Origin of the sequence: Aquipluma nitroreducens (assembly GCF_009689585.1) — a bacterium.
Classification (GTDB): Bacteria; Bacteroidota; Bacteroidia; order Bacteroidales; family Prolixibacteraceae; genus Aquipluma; species Aquipluma nitroreducens.
In genome coordinates, this window is the sequence record NZ_AP018694.1 from 1,476,568 (window position 1) to 1,500,706 (window position 24,139).

Consider the following 24,139-nt stretch of genomic DNA (forward strand, 5'->3'; position numbering starts at 1 on the left):
GATCGTAAGTTTATTTTTATGATTATCACATTCTAACTGAACCTAATTTCATATTTACACCGGTCGTTCCCACGGTGAATTGAAGAAATTACCCTTGCAGTTACCGGATGCCCGGCAACGGTTGAGAACATTTTCTCGGCAAAACCTTCAGAACAATAGCACAAAACTGATGAACGAACTCCTTTTTCCTTATTGACCATCGGACAAACACAATACGATTTGTTTTCGTCTGCCACGATTACGCTCGTTTCTGCATTATAATTGATCTTCCAACCCCATTCGTTACTAATAAATTGTGTAAATTTCTCCATGTCACCCACATAAGGAGCAAGTACTTTTTCCATTTCCAGAAAATTGTAGTGTGCCATCGCACAAGGTTTCATGATCTTGCGGCACTCTTCATCGGTGGCATTTTCATCCATATTCAGGAGTAAAGTTGATATCCAATCCTGTATGAATTTCAGTTTTTTATCGTCGGATTCTGTCGTATTTATGGTTCCTGAAGGATTAGACGCATGAACGGCCAGCGAAGTAAATCCGCAAAAACAAGCACCAGACAAACATGCCGTCTTGAAAAAATCTTTTCGGGTAATAGCCATAATTATTTCCGATTAAATGATTTACAATTTACAACCCTCTTTTTAGCACAAAGTAAAACTGAGTTCTCACAAAGGATGCAGATATCAAATCTTTATATGACCTACATATCGTTTATAGCCTGTTTGCTTTATTTCTCATATTCAGTCTATTGTCGAAGTTTAACCAACACCGGTTCTTTTGCAAGTTGAATCTCAAAAGCCCTCCGATCGTTTTGGGTTAAACCTTCGGAAGTGTATTTATTTCCTTTGGAAGATTCAATCCGGAGATATGCTTTCGGTGTAAATTCGTTCAATTTATCCAGTTCAATTCGAACTTCTTTCGATTTCGGATTGAACGAAACAGACTTGAATGTTCCGGCATCCAGAGTGAGCCACAAACCAACCGGAGCAATGTAAATACGCGATTTGGCCGCCGTCGTCAGATCAACTTTCACCCAATTTTTGGGAGTCGATAAATTTCCACCGAAAGCCAGCCAGCCAAATTCACTGTCGTGGATAATGTATGTTGCCGAATTAACCGCATAACCAAAATATCCACAACCGTAGTCGCCCGAAATACCATCGTTCCGAAGATCGGTTGGAAACGAATGCGATGCGCATGGGGCAAAACCTTCTTCGGTAATGTTTGAGAGCGTTCCAAGCAAACCGCCATAGCCAACACGCAGCAAATACAAATCGTCAGGAGTTTGCCTGTACTGAGTCAAAACCGGAATGGCATTCAGGCCCGAACCGTAATGATGAATCATGCGTTCGTAACGCGAAAGCTTTCCGCCATACAAAAAATCCCAATAGCGGCGGGCATTCCCGTTATACGCCCAGTGTGGAATAGTTGGCATATAAGCCAGTATCGCGTTTAAAGTTACCATTGCTTTCTCGTCGAACCCAAAATATTTCGACCACATGTAAACCTCTTCCTGACCGGTTGAATCCCACGACATTTCGCTGCCAAACGGATAACTGAGCGTTGCCCAGTGCTCGGCGCGGCCTTTCATTGTCTTTTCCAGATCAGCAGCCAAATCGGTGTATCCTTCCCGTTTTAAATCTTCCAGAATAAGAAGAAAGATGGTTCCTTCCATTTGTCCGAACTGAGCGTAATATGGAGCCTGATCCATCATCGTCATGGCCGTATGATAGGCATTTTCAAGGTACCATTGCCAGTTTTGTTTGGTTACCAAACCGCTGTAATTACGGGCAAGGCGGTACATCACCCAATGGGCGGCAGCCACATGCGGATAATTGTATGACCGGTCGGTAATTTCAGCGCCTTGTCGATTCCATGCTGCCCAGGTTTTGAAGTTAATATCGGGGCTGTAAGTTCCGGCAGGCATACTGTCGGGCGAATAAAAGAACATGCTTTTGCGGACACCATATTTCAGCTTTCCTGAGTTGTATTGAATTCCTCCCCAAATGGTCTGATTGACAAATGTCTCCATCTTTTTGATTTCCTCCTGATTGGGTTCAACCAGTTGTTTCATGATGGCATTTAGCCAGCTTCCGGCCCCGCCCTCGTCGCTCAAACCGCAAATCCAGGCACGACGATCCTGAGTAACCTGTTGCTTTTTCTCGTTGTCGTAGGTAATTACCGATGGACTTCGGTGAAACAAATCGTTTGGATTTTCATACCACTGATTGGTGGTCAGAAATTTACCATTATCAGCCACAACCTGCGATTCAGGCTTTATGATTTTATAATTGACTGTTTGCTGAAGGCCGTCAGCATATGTAATTGTCAAACGGGCGCGACCTCCTATTTTTCCTTTCACGGCGTATTCGATCCAGCCGCTTTTTGTTTTTCCTGATTCTGAAAGCTCTAATGCACCTTTTGGCTCAACTTCCAACGATTTTATTTTCTGACCGTATCTCAGGAATAATTTAGCATTTACATCCTGCGGAACTACATATCCGGGAATACCAACCGCCACCGGGCGATTGTTTTCGATCAATGTCTTTTCAATGTTTTCAACCTTGTCAGTCAGGATAAATTTTACGCCTATGTTGTGCGTTTCTCCTGGGTTGAGCGTAACAGAAGTTGGCCTATTCCATTGTTCGGAACCTTTCCATTCGTTTTCTGCAAAGGCTTTGCTGTTGACCATCCATTCGTGGAAACCCTCGAAAGTAGTTCCTTGCGGAGTTGGGTCATCTGTTAGTGGACGATAAGCTTCGAAGGGCGTTTTTCCATATGGAACAACCAGCATAACAGGTGAATGACCGTTCAGGCGAACAACCTGTAAATAGCCGGCATCCCTGCCGATGTAAGGATCGAAAAATACAGTCTCTTCGTGAGCCTGATCGAGTTCTTTTCCATCGAAGTTATTGTTAAAAATCATCGGAATGCCCAACGCTCCAATTTCGACAGGTTGATTGGATTTATTTTTTAGTTCAAATCGCAAAGCCAGGCCATTGCTTGCTTTTTCCCAATAACGGATCACTTGTAAGGGAGAAGATTCAGGAAGAGTATTTGCCAAATCGGCTACAGCCAAAATAGTTGCATTCTCAGGAGTGAGCGATTTCACCGAAGCCCGATTGGCTGCGGTTGAAAACGATTCCCATTGCCCGTTGGCTCCTGTTTTTATCCTGAAATTTAAATCGCCAAGATGGTAGTAGCCATTCTTATTGCGTTTACTTAACAGGTCGTGCGGTGTAAATTCGAACTTTTCGGCATCGGTGGTTTGAAGCGACGAAACAGTCTGTGACGATTTCAACAGTTCGAGCGTAAAATTGGGTGTACCAAAAGACTCAACACCTTGTTCAATTCCAAGTGTTGCCGGACGATTGTCGGTTACCCGTGGCTGCGAAAAGATACAATTGGTAGAAATAATGAGAAACGAAACTACAAGAAAAAACTTCGTGGCGATTTGCAAAAATTCCTCTTTCTGCATTAAGTTTAAACCTGAATTGCTTCTGGGTGACGATAATAAATAAGTTCGATTCATGCCCGGGTTATTTGGTCTAGTAAGTTGATATTAGAAGTTCAGAAATTTATGCAAAATTACTGAATCACTCAAAGAACAGCTATAAATGTCTCCGGAAAATTCCGGAGACATTTATAGCTGTTTAAAACTATTGAACAAAATGCCCTGTACATGTTCAGAGCCAGGGGGATTTTAATTGTAACCTGGATTTTGTTTCAGGTTGGTGTTTGTATTAAGCTCTTCCAATCCAATTGGGAACAATGTTGTGTAATCGCCCTTAGGAACATGGTTGTACCAACTCTTGGTCTGGTAAACACCAAAACGGATCATGTCGGTACGACGACGGAACTCGGCAGCAAACTCCCAACCCAATTCGTCGAGAAAACGCCCGTATTTAACTGGGGTCTGGTCGCCAGGTTTATCAATGTTTCCATTGATATCCAAAGTTCCGTATTTAATGGTTGTGTTGCCTTCCAGTTCAGCACCGGTAACTGTTGCTTTATTTGGATCGTCGAAATCGCGGGCGCGAACCTGAGACACAATAGTTGCAGCTTCGGCGCTTTTACCAGTACGGAGTAAACACTCAGCTTTCATCATCAACACATCGGCATATCTAAAATAGGGTAAATCGTTGCTCATATTCGATTCGCAACCGCTCGCAATTTCGTATTTGCAAACGCGATAACCTTCTTCGAAAGCACAATTGTAAATACTTGGCATTTTATTTACCAAAGTTATCACCAAATTCCCGTCAGTTGCGCTGTATTCAGCTCCATGCAACCAGGTGGCATCAAAACGTTTATCAGCAGGATCGTAACTATTGATGAACTGCGGATTAGCACTTGAACCGCCCCAAGGTTGAGCCTTCATATTAAAGACATAACGATGTACGGGTAATAACTGCTTCATATGGGCATTCCATCCCAAACCGTTGATGTTGTCATAAGGAACCGCAAAAACAATTTCTTTGGAGCCTTCGTTATTTACCTTGAATGGGTTACGATAATCCGGTTCGAGAATATAATTTCCACTGGCAATAATCTTATCGCAGGCTTCAATACATTTCGCCCATTCGGCCGATCCTTTGTAGACTTCAGCATTCAGGTACATACGAGCCAACAGTTGCCATGCAGCCCATTGGGTTATTCGGCCATAAGTTGTTTTATCAACCGAAGCCGAAAGATTTGGTAACGATTCGGTTATCTCGGTAATGATAAAATTGTAGATCTCAGCCCTTGTTTTTTGGACAGGGAGTTCATCGCTGTATTTGGTTACCAGCGGGACATTTCCATGACTATCACAAAGAATTGAATACCATAAGGCTCGTAGAGTTCTTAACTCAGCAACATAAGGCAATGCCTGCTGTTCGGTTAATGGCAAAGAACCTGCTTCGATCTGCATCAAAACCCTATTGATGTTGTTGATAGCTTCATAGGAAGTCAACCACGTGTTGCGAGGTTGCCATTGCTGGTTGTCCCAGGTATGAAAGTGCATCCGTTTGTACGTACCTCCATCATCCCACCCATTGGGACGGGTTGGGGTAATAATTACATCGCCTGGTTCTTCCTGAATATCGAATAATCCCTGCCAGTCCATAATATAACGAAGTGGGGTATAGCCTGAAGCAACAAGGGCAACAACATCCTTTTTAGTTGCAGAGAAAGTTGATTCGGTAACTTCATCATAAACTTTCTCGTCCAGATTAAAACAACCTCCGGAAATTAAAATCAAGCCCAGACTCAAAACTGCGATACTCGATTTTACGAATGATTTTGTATTGATATATCTCTTTTTCATGTGATAACTGCATTAGAAGGTTACGTTAACTCCAAGTGTGTATGTCCTAGTAGTTGGGTATTTATCCCTATCGTCATTACCTGGATACAATCCGGTTTGCTGTACTTCAGGATCAATTCCCTTGTATTTGGTAATTGTCAACAAATTGGTTCCTGAAGCATACACGCGTAAATTTTTGATCGTATTCTTGTTGTTCAATTTCACTGTATACCCAAGGGTAGCGTTATCTATTTTCCAATAATCGCCATTTTCGACATAGTAGCTCACAAAGCGCTGAACGTCAGTCAGAACAGCTTGCCCATAAACTTTATCAAATGCTGAATTCAGTGTATTGTAACCGATTGTTGGATTTTCGTAGAACATCCTTGAGAAATTCAGGATCTGATAACCGAAAGCTCCACGCATATTGATACTCAAGTCGAAGTTTTTATACTTGAAATTATTGTTCCAACTAACATAGTATTTTGGTATTCCGTTACCCAACACCTGGCGATCATCAGTAGAAGAATCAGTCGCTTTAATGTGTGTTCCATCAGGTCTTTCAATAATCCAGATACCTTCAGGATTATCAGCAGTTCCGTCAGTTCCAAATTCATCCCCTTTATGGGTAATACCAATACTTTTTAAACCATAGAAATTACCAATCGGGCCACCGATTTGAATACGGTGAGTCTCAATCTGTATCGGTTCGCCGGTATAACCGGCGTCGAAAAAGTCGTTCGTTGTCTGGAACTTATCATTTGATAATGATACCAATTTGTTTTTGTTGGTCGAGAATGTGAGACCTGCATTCCAGGTAAAGTCACTGGTTTTTACCGGAACCACGTTAATCAATGCTTCAAAACCCTGATTCTTTATCTCGCCAACATTTGCTGTAATTGAGCCATATAAGTATGGAGGGGTTGGAACATTGTAATCCCAAAGCGCATCTTTCGTACGGCGGTTATAGAAATCGAAAGCGCCGCTAACTCGTCCGTTGAAAAAATCGAAATCAAGACCAACATTTATTTCTTCCTTCTTTTCCCATCTTAAATCGGGGTTTGCATTACGGGTTGGTACCAGTTTACGCACCCATTCGCCGTTATAATAGAAAAAGTCGCTATATGTCAAACTACTTAAGGATTGATATGGATCAGAAACATTTGTTCCGGTAACACCATATCCGGCACGTAATTTCAGGTTGCTTACCCAAGACAGACTTTTCATAAATGGTTCCTGCGTGATTCTCCAACCAGCCGAAACTCCGGGGAAATTACCCCACTTATTGTCTTTACCGAATTTAGAAGAACCTTCGTGGCGGATACTTGCCATTAACAGGTATTTATCGGCAAAGCTGTAAGTAACACGCGAGAATGCTGCAATCAGTTTGTCTGAATTTTTATAAGATCCCATTCCTGCTTTTCCGAGCGTCAATCCGCTCCCGATACCAAGATTATTGTATGTATACGAATCAGTAGGAAAATACCTGTTATTAGCCCAAAAACCTTCGTTCATGTTGTCTTCGTAGTTGTACCCAGCCAAAGCTGAAAAACTATGCTGCCCGATTGTCTTTTTATAATTGGCCGATAATTCGGAGTAATTACCTACATAATCATCAGTTCCGCGAGAGGCAAAACCTCCGGTAGAGTATTTCGTATTTGAAACATGGTTTAGAGTTTGATAGAACCCACGGATATTTGAATTACCTTTTCGGGTAACCATTGCTCTTATATCGAGATCTTTCAACGGCTTATAGGTTAAGCTTGCTGTAAACCTCATGTTACGGTAACGGTTTTCACCATCCGACTCTTTCAAATAACCAACCGGGTTATCGTAGAAATATACATCACGTTCGTACCACGATCCATCAGCATTTCTGACTGGTTCTGTTGGATTACGGATAATGGCCTGCCTGTAAACGTAGTTATTAAAACTATAACCATCGCCACCCGTCCAGTATGTTTGTTCACTGAAAATGGTACCGATATCGGCTACCAATTTGCCATTAAACATACTGTGAGACAAGTCAATACGACCAGTATATTTAATATTATCAGACAGAATAAAAACGCCCTGATTGTTTTTATAGTTCAACGAAGCGGTAAGGTTGGTATTTTTACTTCCGCCCCTGAAAATGATGTTATGAACATGACTTAACGCATTCCGTGTTATTTCTCCAAGCCAGTCGGTACTTGAACCAAAATCCTCAAGATTCGCACCATTAAATTTATACCCCTGATTCCATTTTTCACGAAGCTGATCAGCATTCATGAAATCGAGCTTCCGGCTAATGGATGAACTTGATAAATAGCCTGAATACTCAATCGTTGGAGCCATTTCGTTGCCACTTGATTTTGTTGTAATAATAATTACACCATTGGTACCGCGGGTACCGTAAATGGCAGAAGCCGAACCGTCTTTAAGCACATCAACCGATTCGATATCTTCCGGAGCTACCGATTCCAGACTTCCTGGCACACCGTCGACCAATACCAACGGATCGGATGTTCCCAACAACGAAGCATTACCACGAAGCATAATTACTGCGCCCTTGGTTGGGTCGCCCGAGGGTAACGAAATGGTTAACCCTGCAACTTTACCCTGTATTAACTGTGCTGCATCTTTAACGGCACCTTTAACGAAATTATCAGATTTTACTGAGGCGATTGAACTGGTTACACTACCTTTTTTTACGCTCCCATATCCAATAGCAACAACTTCGTCCAAACCAATTGATTCTTCTTCTAATACTATCTGAAGATTAGTCTGTCCCTTATATGCAACTTCCTGTGGTTTCATCCCAACAAACGAAAACACGAATGTGCTTCCCGATTGTATATTCGAAAGACTGAACTGACCATCGATATCGGTTATCGATCCAGTGGTAGTTCCCTTAACCAGAACGGTAACTCCAGGAAGAGGTTCTCCAGACTGGCTAACTACTTTTCCGGTAACTTTGCCTGTTTGACCTGACTGCATCGATTGAATTGCAGCAGCATCAGACAATGCAATCAATCGATTATTGATTTCATAATTAATCGAAGTTGATTTAAATAACCGATCTAAGACTTCTGTAATGAGGCCGTTCTCAACTAACAAACTAACCTTTTGATTTACGTTAATCTTGTTTGCATCGTACATAAAATAAAACTCCGATTTTTCCTCAATCTGAAGTAAAGCATCCTTGATGTCCACATTTTCCAACTTCAAACTCAGCCGCGTATTTTGTGAATAAATATTTTCCGCAAAAATCTGAGTTACAGCTATAAAAAAGATAAATAATGTTATTCTCATCGTCATAAAGAATTTTGATTTCCATATTTCACAAAAACTGGAAATCTTAGAAAAATGTTTTTTTTTCATAGATTTGTCTTGTTGATTATTAACTTTTCAATTTGTTGTGCTTTAGCGAGCTAAGAACAATGCGAAATGAAAACGAAAGGGGATGTTACCAGCATCTCCTTTTTTTATTTCACATCCGACAATTCAGTTTTTCATAGGCAAAATTTGTTTTAATAGGATTAATTTATATCAAGGTTTTGAAAGAATCACTTTTAATGCAGAATCGGTTTTCTGTGGATCACGAATTATTGTTGCCTTTAACGAACATGAAAACTCCATCGATTTTAATACCTTATCCAAAGGCTCATCACTAAGCCTTGCTGTGAACACCGATTTATAAATATCATGGTCTTTTACTTCAATATCAATATTATATCTTCGTTGTAATTCATCCAAAACTTCGGTCATAGGCTTATCCCGGAAAATCAAAACGCCCTCTTTCCACGATGAAAACAGCTCGGGCTTAACCTTATCAATGGTTAACTTCTTGTCCTCAAGATTAAACGTGGCCATCTCACCGGGAGAAAGTGTATACTTAAAATCATGATTGGATGACTGACACAATTCAACCCTCCCCGACTCCAACACCACCCGTATATTTTTCTCTCCGGAATAGGCATTGACATCAAATTTTGTCCCTAAAACTTTAACTAAAAATCCGTTGACATCAACTACAAAAGGAATCTTCTCGTTATGTGCCGCATGGAAAAATGCCTGTCCTACCAAATCAATCTTCCGGTTATTCCTGGCAAACTTGCTGTTGTAGGTGATTTTACTTCCTGAATTTATCCATACCACGGAACTATCAGGCAAAATAACCTTCGAAATTTGTCCTTTATCCGCAACAACCGTTTGAATAAATTCTTTATCAGAACCCATCCAGCCTTTACGCTCAGTCAAGTATACCGATAAACTTGTAATCATCACACCCAGGATGAATATGGCAGCATATTTGAATAAGCTACCCAGGCTCATTCTACGGTTATTACTTGCTGACGGAAGTTGTTTCTTAAACCGGGAATACATTTCATTAGCTTCAGCTAGCGGCATTTCTTTGGTCGATGACAATAATGCCCAGATGTTTTTAAGTTCATTATACACCTTCTGAGCTTCTTTATCTTGCTCAATCTCCGCTAAAACTAATTGTTTATCAGCCTCATTGCTTTCTCCAACGACTATGCTCCAAATTTTATTAATGTCCATCATACACTTATTTCATAGATATAAAGCAAAAACATGGGTTTACCCTAGCTTGAAAAATCAATTTTATTCAAAAAGTAAGTAAAATATTTTGGAGCACCCCTTGGGGACACATCACTTAACAAAAATAAAGGCAACAAAAGGTAAATAGTCCTTTAAAGCAACACGGAATACTTTAAGCGCTTTGGTAATGTGACCCTCTACAGCTTTTGCCGAAATATTAAGTTCTTCGGCAATTTCCCTGTTTTTCATGCCTTTGAACCTACTGAGATTAAACACGGTACGACACTGAGGGGGCAATTGAGCTAGTGTATGTTCAATAATCTGCTCTATTTCAATCTCATTGAACCGTGTTGTTTCCAAACTTTCCAATGCAATATAATTGGCTTCCAACTCAGATTCCTTAACTTCAGCATTATGAAAAATTCGTTGCCTGTACTTTATTTCACGAAGTTTATACAAGCAGTTATTTTTGGCAACTGTAAACAGGTAGGCTCCCAGATTTGTATTATCTGTGAGCTCACTTTTTTTACTCCAAAGAACCATCAGAGTTTCCTGAACAATATTCTCAGATATGTCTTTTTGAGGGATGTACTCATAAATGAAGTAATACAAACGCGGAGCATACATCTTATAGATGACTTCAAATGCGGACTCATCCCCATTTTGCAATCCCTCCATCAGATGTTTGTTGCTTACGGTCATCTTGTATTAATTTATGCGCAACAAAACTATCAAAATTGAACAAATAGCCAAATGAGCAACACACAGAATTAGTAACAAAAACACCTTTTAAAATCTAAAATTGCAACGATTTGACGTATTAAGATAAAAAAACATATCGTTTTATCAAAAGAACCCCTTACACAATCAGGACCATGCTTTAAAATTGAAATGTTGAAAAGCCAATTCTAACATTTACTCCTTAGCCAAAATCCCCATTTTACTTCTCTTTCAAAATTCTCACAGCATTTCCTTCGGAAGGACTACTTCAATCTTGAGCGCCTTGGTAGCAGATTGTTGTTTAAACATTAGATCTACGATTCTCTTCTTGATTTTAAACAATCTTCAAGGTAAAATTTGCATATCAAATAAAAAGCATTGAACAACAGCGGTTTATTATGAAATATTGGAGAAAAGAGCAAAAACTAAAAGCCTGACGATCTTCCCACCGCAACTAACATTGAAATAAAAATGGTTTGGAGTTCTACATTTCATTCTAGTCAAGTATAAACCTCATCGTAGTTAAAAAATCTCAACAATCGTATTCGTATATTTTTGCCTTTCAATTTCATTGTGTATGTTTGCATACCAGAACAGACCACATTAACTAATCTCCAATGGAAAGTAAATTTCATTTCACTGTTAATCCCCAATCTAATCAGCTCAAATTTCAGCAATTGGTCGACTCGGTCAATGATGCTGTCAGTAAAAATCTGCTTCAGGTTGGCGATACATTACCTTCAGTAAATCAAATCTGTAAGGAAAGTTCACTCTCGCGCGATACTGTCTTTAAAGCTTATGCAGAACTGAAAAACCGGGGGGTGATTGAATCAGTTCCCAACCGTGGCTATTTCATAGCTAAAGCAGTTACCAAAGTATTCCTGTTTTTGGATACCTTCAAAGCTTACAAAGAAGTGTTGTACGGCTCATTTCTCGATAGTCTGCCCGAAACGATTGCAATCGATTTGCATTTTCACCATTATAACATTGATGATTTTGAAAAGATTATTAAGGAAAGCATTGGGAAATATACCAAATACATTATCATGAATTTCGATCATGAACGTGTCGCTGAGATTATTAGCCAGATTCCGCCAAGCAAACTACTCGTGATCGACTGGGATGTAAATTCGCAGGAAGGAACTTCGTCGATCCATCAGGATTTTGGCCAGGCGTTGTACGATTCACTCGAAAGTGGACTTGAGCTCATCCGCAAATACGAAAGCTTTATTTACCTCTATCCTTCGTTCACTTACCATCCCAAAATATCAATTATATATTTCGAAAAATTCTGTTCAGACTACAAGATCAATTACAGAACCATGTATGACTTCAAAAAGTTTGACCTTCAGAAAGGCGAACTTTACTTGCTGGTGAGTGACCGAACATTAGCTAAATTTCTGGATCAATGCGAACAAAAAAACCTGGTCCCAGGACAGGACGTAGGTGTTATTTCGTACAACGAAACGCCGATGAAAAAGTATGTCAAGGAAGGGATTACAGTTATTTCGACTGATTTTCAGCTGATGGGAAAGAAGATTGCAGAGTTTGTAATTACAGGAGAAAAAACGAATTTAGTTATTCCAAGCAAACTGACCATTAGAAAATCTCTTTGATAATGTTTTAAAACATTAAACCTTATTTTGATTACGGTTTTAGGTAGGCTAAATTTGCCGGGCATACCAGAACAGAACGGCTCGACAATTTAGAAAAAAACAACAATCATTCGAAAAGCTTTTTCTTTCTAAAAAAACTAATAACCAACAACTTAAAACTATAAACTTTAAACATATAAAACATGTACTTATTAGGATTCGACATTGGTAGTTCATCAGTAAAAGCCTCATTAATAAACGGTGAGTCTGGAGATTGCGTCGCATCTGCTTTTTATCCAAAGCAAGAAATGAAAATTACAGCAATTCAGGCTGGATGGGCTGAACAAGAACCTGAACAATGGTGGAAAAATCTGAAACTTGCACTAGCTGATGTATTATCCGAATCGAAAATTGAACCCAAAAGCATTGATTCTATCGGTATATCATACCAAATGCATGGATTGGTAGTAGTTGATAAAAATCAGGAAGTCTTGCGTCCTTCTATCATTTGGTGCGACAGCCGTGCTGCTGAATTCGGCAACAAGGCTTTTACTGAAATTGGCGAAGAAAAATGTCTTTCCAATTTACTGAACTCACCGGGGAATTTCACCGCTTCGAAGTTGAAATGGGTAAAAGACAATGAACCAACCCTATACACCAAAATCGACAAAATAATGCTTCCTGGCGATTACATCGCGATGAAACTTTCAGGCGAAATAAAAACGACCGCCAGCGGTTTGTCAGAAGGGATTCTCTGGAATTTTAAAGAAAATTCGGTGGCCAATATGCTGCTCGATTATTACGGATTCGAAAAATCGTTTATTCCTGAAATCGTCCCAACTTTTTCAGTTCAGGGCGTGGTGAACGCCAAAGCGGCTGCCGAACTGGGCTTGGCTGAAGGTACAAAAATCAGCTACCGTGCCGGCGATCAACCAAATAATGCACTTTCACTGAATGTTTTAAATCCAGGAGAAATTGCGACAACAGCCGGAACTTCAGGAGTTGTTTACGGTGTGAGTGGAGAAGTGAAATACGATCCCTATTCTCGTGTAAATACGTTTGCACACGTAAATAATACTTCCGAAGCCAACCGTTTGGGCGTTTTACTCTGCATCAACGGAACCGGAATTTTAAACTCATGGTTGAACAAATACGTTGGGAACAAAGCATTTTCATACGAAGAAATGAACCAAAAAGCTTCAGAAGTTGCCATTGGATCTGAAGGGTTAAGCATTCTCCCTTTCGGCAATGGTTCGGAACGTGTTCTCAAAAACAAAAATATTGGAGCACAAATTTCAGGATTGGGATTTAACACACATACTGAATCACACTTATTCCGTGCTGCCCAGGAAGGAATCGTTTTCTCGTTCAAATACGGAATGGAAATCATGGAAGAAATTGGCATCAAAGCGCAGGTTATCCGCGCAGGGAAAGCCAACATGTTCCTGAGTCCGGTTTTCCGCGATACACTTGCCGGAGTTTCCGGAGCAACCATAGAATTGTACAACACCGACGGATCGATTGGCGCCGCGCGCGGAGCTGGAATTGGATCAGGTTATTATTCATCGGCCAAAGAAGCCTTTGCCAGTTTGAAAAAACTAGACACCATTTCGCCTGACGCAAGCAAAAAAGAGCAATACGCAGAGGCTTACCAAAATTGGAAACAACAATTAGAGAAACAATAGTCCGCTCCCAACCTCCCCCACAAGGGGAGGAGAAAAGAGCAAAGGCACAAAATATTTACTTAATTAATAACCTGCCACTTTTAGTTCTCCCCTTTTGGGAAGCTAGAGGGGCTTCAAAAATTTCATAACATGACAGCTTTTAAAGGAAACAAAGAGTATTTCCCAGGTATTGATCAAATTAAATACGAGGGACCACAATCGAAAAATCCAATGGCATTCAAATATTACGATGCCAATCAGGTAGTTTTAGGCAAAACCATGAAAGAATATCTTCGTTTTGCTGTTGCCTACTGGCACACCTTTTGCGGCGACGGTGGCGACCCATTTGGTCCCGGAACTCAGATTTTCCCATGGGTTGGCGCGGCTGATCCAATGACAGCCGCTAAAGAGAAAATGGATGCTGCTTTCGAATTCATCAGTAAAGTTGGCGCTCCTTTCTACTGTTTCCACGATACCGACGTTGTTGGTGGTGGTTCGGTTTTCGAAATCGAAAAACGTTTGGCAAATATGATCGATTTCGCCAAAGAACGTCAGGCAGCTACCGGCATTAAGTTACTTTGGGGAACTGCAAACGTGTTCAGCGATCCACGATATATGAATGGCGCCTCAACCAATCCTGATTTTAATGTATTAACAAATGCAGCCGTTCAGGTAAAAAACGCAATGGAAGCTACGATTGCTTTAGGTGGAACCAACTATGTATTCTGGGGTGGACGCGAAGGTTACATGAGCTTGCACAATACCGATACCAAACGCGAATTAGACCATATGGGCAAATTCCTTGGTGCAGCGCGCGACCACGCTCGTTCTTTAGGATTCAAGGGAACTTTCCTGATTGAGCCAAAACCAATGGAACCAATGAAGCACCAGTACGATTTCGATACACAGACTGTCATTGGCTTCCTGAAAGCACATGGTTTGGAAAACGATTTCAAAATGAATATTGAAGTAAACCACGCTACTTTAGCTGGACACACATTTGCCCACGAATTGCGCGTTGCACGCGATAATGGCTTCTTTGGTTCAATTGACGCCAACAAAGGTGACTACCAGAACGGATGGGATACCGACGAATTCCCAACTAATATCTATGAAGTAACCGAAGCCATGATCGAAATTATCCAGGCTGGCGGATTTACAACAGGCGGTATCAACTTCGATGCTAAAACCCGTCGTAACTCAACCGATCTTGACGATATTTTCATTGCTCACATATCAGGAATGGATGTTTTTGCCCGTTCATTGGTTATTGCCGACAAATTGTTGAAAGATTCGGATTACCTGAAATTGAAAGCGAACCGTTATGCATCATACGATTCTGGCAAAGGCGCTGAATACGAAGCAGGCAAACTGAGTCTGACTGACTTGTACAACGTAGCCAAAGAAGTGGGCGAACCAAAACAAATCAGTGGCAAACAGGAAATGCTGGAGCAATTGATTAATTGCTACATTTAATGACATGAAGCATCGCACAAAAAAGAATAAAATATAATACAAAAACCCGATTTGAGGCATTTGCTTTCGAATCGGGTTATTCTATTTATAGACCAATTAAACTTAACATTGATTTATTCCTCAATTTTGCGTTTGGATCAATTAATTTTTCAAACTTAAAAAATTGGTATAAATCACTAAAACAATTCTTGACGAATGAAACAAAACAAATTTTTCATCATCGCTATCACGATTGTAGCAACCTTAGGTGGACTACTTTTTGGATATGACACAGCGGTAATTTCTGGCACAGTTGGTTCGCTCGATGCATTTTTCATTCAACCTATGGGTTTAAGTGAAACTGCAGCAAATTCGCAGCTTGGATTTATCGTTTCGAGCGCACTGATTGGCTGTATTATTGGAGGTATCTCCGGTGGCATAGTTAGTTTAAAATTAGGTCGTAAAAATGGACTTATTCTAGCCGCCATTTTATTCTTTATTTCAGCTTTGGGATCAATGTTCCCTGAAATGTTATTCCGGCCATTTGGACAAGGCGACTATACTTTCTACTGGCATTTCATTATTTACCGGATTATCGGTGGTATAGGCGTTGGATTGGCGTCCATGTTGTCGCCAATGTATATCGCTGAAATTTCGCCTGCCGAAAGTCGGGGTAAATTAGTTTCATTCAACCAGTTCGCTATCATTTTTGGTATGCTGGTCGTTTACTTTGTAAATTATGCCATTGCCAAACAAGGCGATGATAATTGGCTAAATTCAATCGGATGGCGTTATATGTTCGGTTCTGAAATGATCCCTGCTGCTTTATTCCTGATCCTTCTTTTTTTCGTCCCAGAGACTCCTCGTTATATGGTGCTTAAAGGACAAGATAGCAAGGCGCTTCGTGTGCTGGAAAAAATTAACGGGCCACAGCTGGGAGCTAAAGTGCTTGAAGATATCAAACAAACACTTTCAACAACTTCAGGAAAATTATTTTCTTTCGGTTTCTTCATTGTGGTAGTTGGTATTTTACTTTCAGCATTCCAACAATTTATTGGCATAAACGTGGTACTTTATTATGCCCCTGAAATTTTCAAAAACATGGGTTCAGGAACCGATACTGCATTACTTCAAACCATTATTGTAGGTATTATTAACCTTTCGTTTACGGTTGTTGCTATTATGACTGTTGATAAATTTGGTCGTAAACCACTTATGATTATTGGGGCGCTCGGAATGGCATTTTTCATGTTTGCTCTTGGCTTTTCATTCTTTTTTCAACAAGTCGGAATTGGAGCGCTAATTTACATGCTCGGATATGTAGCTTGTTTTGCTGTAAGTTGGGGTCCTGTTGTTTGGGTTCTGCTTTCCGAGATTTTCCCAAATCGTATTCGTGGTCGGGCAATGGCTGTGGCTGTGGCTGCGCAATGGATCTCGAACTATCTCGTTTCCTGGACATTCCCTTTAATGAATAAAAGCACATTCCTTGTAAACACTTTCCACAATGGTTTTGCCTACTGGATTTATGGTGTAATGGGGCTGATTGCAGCCTGGTTCATGATTAAGTATGTTCCTGAAACCAAAGGGAAAACGCTAGAAGAAATGGAAAAACTCTGGAAAAAATAAACTCGTTAAAAATACATTGGGAAGCCGCTTTTTCAGGAAAGAGCGGCTTTTTTGATGATCTATTCCCAGCTTGCCAAAATCCGACTACCGGTTTCTTCATGATTTTCAATTCGTAAGTGCGTGTCAATTTCCTGTTGCATTTCCTCAACATGCGAAATCACACCAACAATTCGGTTCTCTTTCCGCAACGATTTCAAGGTGTCGAAAACCACAGCCAGCGAATCTTTGTCGAGCGAACCAAATCCTTCATCGAGGAAAAAGAAATTCTGGTTGGAATCGGTAATTTTCTGAATGTTATCGGCCAATGCCAAAGCCAATGATAAAGCCGCCTGAAAAGTTTGTCCGCCTGAAAGCGTTTTCACACTACGAACCTTGCCGCCATTCAGGTAATCGCGGATCAGGAAGTTATTGTCATCGGTAATTTCGAGGCTTAGTTTCTGGCGGGTGAGTTGAAAAAACCGGTCGTTGGCCGCGTTGCATAAATTCTGAAGGTAAACCGACGAAATGTAATTCACAAATCCGCTGGCCTTAAACAGCGACTTCATTGTTTTGATATTTTCGGCCCGTAATTCCAGATTTTCAAGCTCTTTGCGCAACTGTACCTGACTTTCAAGATCGTTTTTCAACTTTTTCAGCAATTGCTCCACTTTTCCCAATTCCTGATTTTTCCGGTTCAGGCTTTCTCCGATTGATGCAATTTCCGCCACCAATTTCTGGTGAGCTTCAGGGTCATAAACACGGGTCCCAATCTCATTTTGGGTTTGGGCAAACTGATTCTGTAACAACATCAGTTGCTGTCTGAAATCAGCCAGCTTTTGTTTCTGAAGTTCCAGATTAATTACCTGTGCCAGAATTTGTTTTATCTCTTCGATGTTCGCATAGCTGCTTTTCTCCAGACGCTCGGTCAGTTCATTCTGAATCGCCGAATTGGCTTCCCTTTCCTGAAAAAGTTCTTTCCGGTTAGCCTCCAAACTACCGCTGTCGGTATCTTTCGTTTTCCGGAGTTCAGTGAGTTTATTAGTCAGTTCACTGAACTGTTTTTCCATCGCAGCATGTTTCTGCAAAAGCAACTGTCTTTCTGTTTCGATTTCCCCGGAAGTTTTTGTCGGGAAATCAGCAGTATTTATTAGCCTGATTTGTTCCGAAAGCGTTTTGATTTCGGTTTGCGCAACAACCAGCGAAGTTTTTATTTTCTCAATTTCCGCCTGAAATTTCTCTTTGTTCGATACTTCTTTCTCCAGTCCTGCTGAAACTTTTTCAAGTTCCCTTTCCTTTTCAGTTACTGCTTTTTGGACAATTTCAGCAGCCGCAAAAGCTTGATTTACAAGAGCTTCATCCGTGTAAGCATCCCACTTAAAAAGAGCGGTATGATTGGCCACTTTTGCATCAAGTTCATTCTGTTTTATCAGCAATCCATTTAGTTGATCCAAATTGAATTTTAAGCGATTTCCCAGATCATTCAACTGATTGATGGATTCGTTGGCTAATGAAATTTCCTTTTCCAAACCAGCCTTTAATTTCTGTGCTTCAGTTAAAGCATCCGCCACACTGGCCGCACTGAAAACTGCAGGATGGCTGATTGATCCACACAATGGACAAGCTTCGCCATCGTGCAAATTCACCGCATACTCTTCCAGTTTCGACTGCACCCGGTAATGCTCCATCTCCAGATCGAGCACCGCCATTTGCTGTTTCAATTGCTCCATTTTCTCTTTCAAAAACTGGATTCCGGCAGCAACATCGGCTTCAGCAGACAAACCTTCAAAAATCAGTTTCGCAAAGTGAGCTTTTACAGAATCAGCAATCGACTGAATTTCCTTTTGGAACTTATCAACTTCCGCCTTATTTTCAGAAAGTTGCCTGTTCAGATTCTTATTTTCATTGTGCCATATTTTTACCTGCGAAAGCATAGCCAAATCAGGAAGTTTGGCCTTTTCCGTCTTCAGCAAAAGCTCAAGCGTTTCCTTTTCCCTTTTTAGTTTTTCAAGTGATTCGACGGTTTTTGCCAGAATGAGTTCTCCCTTTGCAATTCGTTCCTGATCAGTGAGAACAACTGTTTGCAAAATATTCAGCCGAGCTACTTTAACCAGTTCTTCTGCTTGCTGTTTTAATAAATCGCGCCGGTCGTAAGCTTCTTTGAGAACGGTGAAATCCCTTTCAGAACGGGCAATTTCCTCCTCCGACTTTTTCAAACTTATAGTTTCTCTTTCAATCAATTCAGTTTTTTGAATGATCTTTTTGTCGCTTTGCGCCAGTGCATCCAACTGGTTTTTAAACTGAATGAGGCATTGTTCGTAATTCAGGATTGTTTTTTCAAGTGCAACAAACTCGGGTTCCCGATCCTTTAACTGTTTCAATTTATGCTGAATATCTTCCAACTTTCGGGTCGTCTCCTGCAATCTTTTCCATTCCAATTCTTGCTTTTGCTGGTCAGTCAGGCTTTTCTGCAATTGCCCGATTTCGGCTCTAAGTTGAGTCAACTGCACTTCATATAGTTTGATCTGCTCCGGATCAATCGCTCCAAGCTGCTTCAACTGTCCATCCAGGTTTTCCTTCTGCGAATTATTTATATTTTCGAGCGAAACCACATTGTAATACAATTCGAACTTTTCGAGGTTGAAAAGTTCCTTCATCATTTGAGTTCGGTCTTTGTTGCCCAATTGGAGAAACTCCTGAAATTGCCCCTGAGGAATAATGATGGTCCGCTTAAAATTGTCGTAGCTCAGGCCAATTACCTTTTCAAGCTGCTCGGGTTCAATTGGTATCCAGTTGCCGCCGTCATTTCGGTATGCCGAGCGTTCCAGAGTCTTCACTTCCTCAAATTTTTTCCCGTTACGCCTACCTTTTACCACCGCCTGATAAGCAGTCTGATCTTTCCCCGTTTCGAAGACAAACTCAATCAGCAAGTCGTTAGATTTCAGGTTCATCATGTTGTAGTTGCGGTTATCGCCCGAAAGGTTGAGCCGGTCTGTTTTGCCGTAAATAGCAAAAGTAATCGCTTCAAGGATACTCGATTTTCCGCTTCCAACCGAGCCAAAAATACCGAACAGATTGGCCTCGGTCAATCGGGTAAAGTCGATGGTTTGCTTCTCCTGATAGGAATACAAGCCTTGTATGGTCAGTTTTACTGGTATCATAGTTCTGGTTTTACCACAGAGGGAACAGAGTTAAAAAGAGAAAAAACTCTGAGAAACCTCTATGGTCTCTGTGGTCAATTAATCTATTCCTCATCTTCAGCCAATATCTCGGTAAACAGTTTCTTTATTTCTTCATTGGGTTCCTGTCCTTTGCTGTGCCTGAAATAATCAGTAAACAACTCCTCCATGTTCCTGGTCAGATCAATACCCTTTTTGCTTCCGGACTGAAACTCTGCTGCATTTCTAATTTCAGGAATAGTAATAACAATTCCACTGTGTGCGACACTCAACTGCTTTCGTTCATTAGCGGTAAGGTAAGTGTCGGTTACCATCGTCAGTTCAACTAAACAATTGCGGTTTTCTGCTAGCCATTGGAGTGCTTCGTCCATTCCTTCGGCCCGCTTTCGGAGTAGCTTTTTGCCATTGATAAGTTCCAACTCCTGAACAGTTGCCACTTTTCCCGGCTCAACATCAACTAACAATACAAACTTTCTTTGATTGGCTTCGGCAAAACTGTACGACAACGGACTGCCACTGTAATAAACCGGGCAAGGCACTGAATCGACCCGGAGCATCCGGTGCAAATGGCCGATAGCCGTATATTGAATTTGTTGCGGAATATTCTCGGTATAAATAACCTGAGCGCCACCTACATGTAAAATCGGTTTTTCGTCGGCTGGCTCTTCGGGTAATTCTGCTCCTTTTCTCGTTACAAAAAGATGGGTAACCAGTAGGTTCACGCCTCTCGTATCGCAGTATTTGGCTGCCGGTTCCTGCCACTTTTTCTGAAGTACTGTCCGCAATTCTTCCTCGCTGTTTTCCTGACCGAGGTAGGTTTTGAGTCGGAATTCGTTGGCATAAGGTGTTAGCAAAAGGCGCAAAGGAATAGAAGTTCCGGGAACCTGCAATTCCAAAAATCCTTCTTCACTATGCAACACTTTCAATCCCGATTCCAGCTCAAACTCCGGAACTACTGAATTGGGATAACCCGCAAAAATGATCCCGCATTCGCGGGCCAGCGGATCGGGTGCTTCAATGCGGTCAGGCGAATCGTGGTTTCCGGCAATGGCAATTACCGGTCGATTGCCATTATTGGTCAATCGCTTTAAAGTACGATAAAACAAGTCAACCGCTTCGGTTGGCGGATTGAACGTATCGAACAAATCGCCGGCAACCAAAATGGCATCAACCTGTTCGCGTTCGGCAATTTCGCAAATTTCCTGCAAAACAGCCTGCTGTTCTTCAATTCTCGAAAAATCTTCGAGACGTTTACCGAGGTGCCAGTCGGATGTATGTAAAAGCTTCATTGATTGATAAATGAATTTAACGGAATAAAGAAAAAACTGGAAGTCTAAAGTTAATGGAATATCCAAAACATATTCAGATTAAACAAAAAAAGGCCGCTGGTTCAAATGAACAGCGGCCTACCCAATTTCCTTTTCAGGATTATTTTTTCACTTCCCAGGCACAACGTACCGGAGAAACAATTTTGCCTTCTTTTTTCAATTCATTCATGGCTTTTTCTACCACTTTTTTATCCAGTCCTGCCAATTCAGCAATTTCGCCAGCTTTCAAGGGTTTAGCCGAAGCAGACATTACTGCTAATACTTTTTCTACGCTCATATTTTCAAGTTAAAAGTTAAAAGTACAAAGTTAAAACTAACTAAAAACGTGCTTCAACAACCTTCCAGTCAAGCACTTTCCAGAAATCGGCAATGTAAGCCGGACGGAGATTCTGTTTGTCGAGATAGTAGGCATGTTCCCAAACATCGCAGGTTAAAAGCGGAGTCAATCCGTCGCGAACCGGGCAACCAGCGTTGCTGGTCTGAACAATACTCAGTTTTCCAGCAGAATCTTTCACTAACCAGGCCCAACCTGAACCAAATTGAGTGGCAGCAGCTTTATTGAAGGCTTCCTTGAAAGCATCCAACGATCCGAAAGTAGCTTCTATTGCAGCTTTCAAAGCTCCCGATGGTTCAGTTGAAGGAGTTGCAGAAAACTGTTCGAAATAAAAAGTGTGGTTAAAAACCTGTGCGGCATTGTTGAAAATTCCACCTTCAGCTTTTTTGATGATGGTTTCCAGATCGGTGTTTTCGAATTCAGTTCCAACAATCAGGTTATTTAAGTTGGTGACGTAAGCCTGATGGTGTTTGCCGTGATGAAATTCAAGTGTTTTGGAGCTGATGAATGGTTCAAGTGCATCCATGGCATAGGGTAATGCGGGTAATGTAAAACTCATTTTAGTTATCTTTTTGGTTAAATACTGATTTTTGATTTTTCAGTTAAGATAACAGAAACGGGAATAGAAAGGTTTGCTAAATCAGCATTTATGAAGTAATTTAGATTTATTCTGAATAAGGGAAAACCCCACTTTGCAGAGGTCTGAGATGTACTAAAAAACAAAACCGCCCGGTACCTCTGTACCGGGCGGAAAAAAACCAAAAATCAACTAACCTTTAAACCGTCGGGCAACTTCGTCCCAATTAACCACGTTGAAAAAGGCGTCAACATAATCAGGTCTCCGATTTTGATACTTCAAATAATATGCGTGTTCCCACACATCCACCCCAAGTACCGGAATACCTTTTACTTCGGCCAAATCCATTAACGGGTTATCCTGATTTGGTGTTGACGAAATCACCAAACTATCACCCTGCTTTACCAGCCACGCCCAACCGGACCCAAACCGGGTAAGGGCAGCTTTGGTAAATGCTTCTTTAAAATTTTGATATGACCCAAACGAATGATCGATCAATTTCTTCAAATCACCTTCCGGAGATTTGGCACCACCAGGAGCCATTACATCCCAGAATAAATTGTGATTGTAAAAACCACCACCATTATTGCGCACAGCAATCGGTTGAGCCGATATAATAGCCAAAATTTCTTCTATTGTTTTTCCTTCAAGACTTGAGCCCTGAATAGCTGCATTTAAGTTGTTGGTATAAGCAGCATGATGCTTGTCGTGATGGATTTCCATTGTTTGCGCATCGATGTATGGTTCAAGAGCATGGTATGCGTATGGTAACTTTTGTAATTCGAATGCCATTTTTATTTTAATTTTAAAGATTAAAGACTCTTTTATCTTCTTTTACAAACATAGCATCTATTTAAATTGTTTCCAAATAAGACAGTTTTTTTTTAATAAATATTTTTCTACTTATAAAAAGCAAGCTAATTGAAAAATAATTGCTGAGATGTAGAAATCAATAAACGGCATTTCCAAAAAGAATAAATTGAAACCAATCTATTCTTTTCGGAAAATCGCAATTACTTAATATGGGCTAATGTGCTTTTGAACAGCGAAAGCTGAAACTTGAAAGTAATTTAACTCAAAATATTATCCATGAACTCATTACATGGAGTAGTTTTATAAATCAGATAAATATTTATCGACAACAAATCGTAGACAGTATTCTAAGCAAGGGCCTTAACTTTGCCTGGTTGTTTTTCTTCAAGCAACACGACTTCGTCTCTCTCAATGTTTGCATAAAGGCTACAATTCATTGAATCAATACGCACTAACAATCGCGATTGTCCCAAAATATTAATGACCTCGCCTTTTATACCTTTAAATGAACCGTGCAAGACTTCAACCGAAACACCCCTTTGAATCCGTTCATGAGAAACGGTTATTTCATGTTCGTTTTGCGCAAGGAACGTTTTAATATTTGTAATCTGGTTTTCAGGAATCGATTGAGCCCTACCCCCAAAACTAATGTAACAAACTGCTCCGGGAGTATTCAATACCGTAAAAAATTCCTTGTAACTAACCTTGACGAATATATAGCATTTAAACAATGGCTCTTCAACCCACTTTTTGCGATCGCTCCAATATTTCAAAACTTTTCGCATGGGTAAATAACACTCGATATTTTTCTCCTTCAAATTGTCGAAAAGCTTTCTTTCTGAATTAGCTCTTACGTACACTGCATACCATTGATAATTTGACTGTTCTAACATCATAATTCGTGTTATTTGTGATCTTTGATTACGAGATTCTAATTGTAATTAGAATTAATTTAAAAGGCAAATTTAATTATTAGATTTCAAATAATTTGTATATGCCTGATTAACAAGCCATAAATGCTAAATAAAAGATTTATTCAA

16 protein-coding genes are annotated in these 24,139 nt (G+C 40.5%); 4 read left to right on the plus strand and 12 right to left on the minus strand.

The features are described from left to right. Positions 1–32: 32 nt before the first annotated feature. The 6 genes from AQPE_RS06205 to AQPE_RS06230 form a co-directional block, all read right to left on the minus strand. Positions 33–599 (minus strand): hypothetical protein, encoded by a 567-nt coding sequence (locus AQPE_RS06205; RefSeq protein WP_318350185.1) that lies wholly within the window; start codon positions 597–599, stop codon positions 33–35. A 146-nt stretch (positions 600–745) separates the two neighbouring features. Next, positions 746–3,532 carry a DUF5695 domain-containing protein gene (locus AQPE_RS06210; RefSeq protein ID WP_318350186.1) on the minus strand — a complete coding sequence of 929 codons (2,787 nt, stop codon included), beginning with the start codon at positions 3,530–3,532 and terminating at the stop codon, positions 746–748. A 171-nt stretch (positions 3,533–3,703) separates the two neighbouring features. Then, entirely contained in the window at positions 3,704–5,308 is a 1,605-nt protein-coding gene (locus AQPE_RS06215) for a RagB/SusD family nutrient uptake outer membrane protein (RefSeq protein WP_318350187.1), read from the minus strand. A gap of 12 nt (positions 5,309–5,320) precedes the next feature. Next, entirely contained in the window at positions 5,321–8,581 is a 3,261-nt protein-coding gene (locus tag AQPE_RS06220) for a TonB-dependent receptor (protein WP_318350188.1), read from the minus strand. Between the two features lie 237 nt (positions 8,582–8,818). Further along, a complete protein-coding gene (locus AQPE_RS06225) occupies positions 8,819–9,832 on the minus strand; it encodes a FecR family protein (protein WP_318350189.1) in 1,014 nt (337 codons plus the stop codon). Positions 9,833–9,943: 111 nt separating this feature from the next. After that, positions 9,944–10,534, minus strand: coding sequence for an RNA polymerase sigma-70 factor (locus AQPE_RS06230; protein WP_318350190.1), 591 nt, complete (start codon positions 10,532–10,534; stop codon positions 9,944–9,946). A 635-nt stretch (positions 10,535–11,169) separates the two neighbouring features. Between AQPE_RS06230 and AQPE_RS06235 the strand changes: the two genes are divergently transcribed. From AQPE_RS06235 to xylE, 4 genes are all read left to right on the plus strand, one after another. Continuing rightward, positions 11,170–12,168 (plus strand): GntR family transcriptional regulator, encoded by a 999-nt coding sequence (locus AQPE_RS06235; RefSeq protein WP_318350191.1) that lies wholly within the window; start codon positions 11,170–11,172, stop codon positions 12,166–12,168. 182 nt (positions 12,169–12,350) lie between these two features. Further along, positions 12,351–13,832: a xylulokinase gene (locus AQPE_RS06240; RefSeq protein ID WP_318350192.1), complete on the plus strand. Its 1,482-nt coding sequence runs from the start codon at positions 12,351–12,353 to the stop codon at positions 13,830–13,832. Positions 13,833–13,961: 129 nt separating this feature from the next. Further along, positions 13,962–15,287, plus strand: a complete 1,326-nt coding sequence (gene xylA, locus AQPE_RS06245) for a xylose isomerase (protein WP_318350193.1) — start codon at positions 13,962–13,964, stop codon at positions 15,285–15,287. 195 nt (positions 15,288–15,482) lie between these two features. Further along, entirely contained in the window at positions 15,483–16,892 is a 1,410-nt protein-coding gene (gene xylE / locus AQPE_RS06250; protein WP_318350194.1) for a D-xylose transporter XylE, read from the plus strand. Between the two features lie 59 nt (positions 16,893–16,951). On the opposite strand, the gene AQPE_RS06255 is transcribed toward xylE, so the two are convergent. The 6 genes from AQPE_RS06255 to AQPE_RS06280 form a co-directional block, all read right to left on the minus strand. Beyond that, a complete protein-coding gene (locus tag AQPE_RS06255; RefSeq protein ID WP_318350195.1) occupies positions 16,952–20,029 on the minus strand; it encodes an AAA family ATPase in 3,078 nt (1,025 codons plus the stop codon). Between the two features lie 83 nt (positions 20,030–20,112). Further along, the gene (locus AQPE_RS06260) at positions 20,113–21,336 is read right to left on the minus strand and encodes a metallophosphoesterase family protein (RefSeq protein WP_318350196.1); all 1,224 of its coding nucleotides are present in this window, start codon (positions 21,334–21,336) and stop codon (positions 20,113–20,115) included. 139 nt (positions 21,337–21,475) lie between these two features. Then, complete coding sequence (locus tag AQPE_RS06265) at positions 21,476–21,652, minus strand: hypothetical protein (protein ID WP_318350197.1); 177 nt, start codon at positions 21,650–21,652, stop codon at positions 21,476–21,478. Between the two features lie 40 nt (positions 21,653–21,692). Beyond that, complete coding sequence (locus AQPE_RS06270) at positions 21,693–22,268, minus strand: superoxide dismutase (protein ID WP_318350198.1); 576 nt, start codon at positions 22,266–22,268, stop codon at positions 21,693–21,695. Positions 22,269–22,478: 210 nt separating this feature from the next. Then, positions 22,479–23,078 carry a superoxide dismutase gene (locus tag AQPE_RS06275; protein WP_318350199.1) on the minus strand — a complete coding sequence of 200 codons (600 nt, stop codon included), beginning with the start codon at positions 23,076–23,078 and terminating at the stop codon, positions 22,479–22,481. Positions 23,079–23,446: 368 nt separating this feature from the next. After that, entirely contained in the window at positions 23,447–23,995 is a 549-nt protein-coding gene (locus tag AQPE_RS06280) for a UpxY family transcription antiterminator (protein WP_318350200.1), read from the minus strand. Positions 23,996–24,139 lie beyond the last annotated feature (144 nt).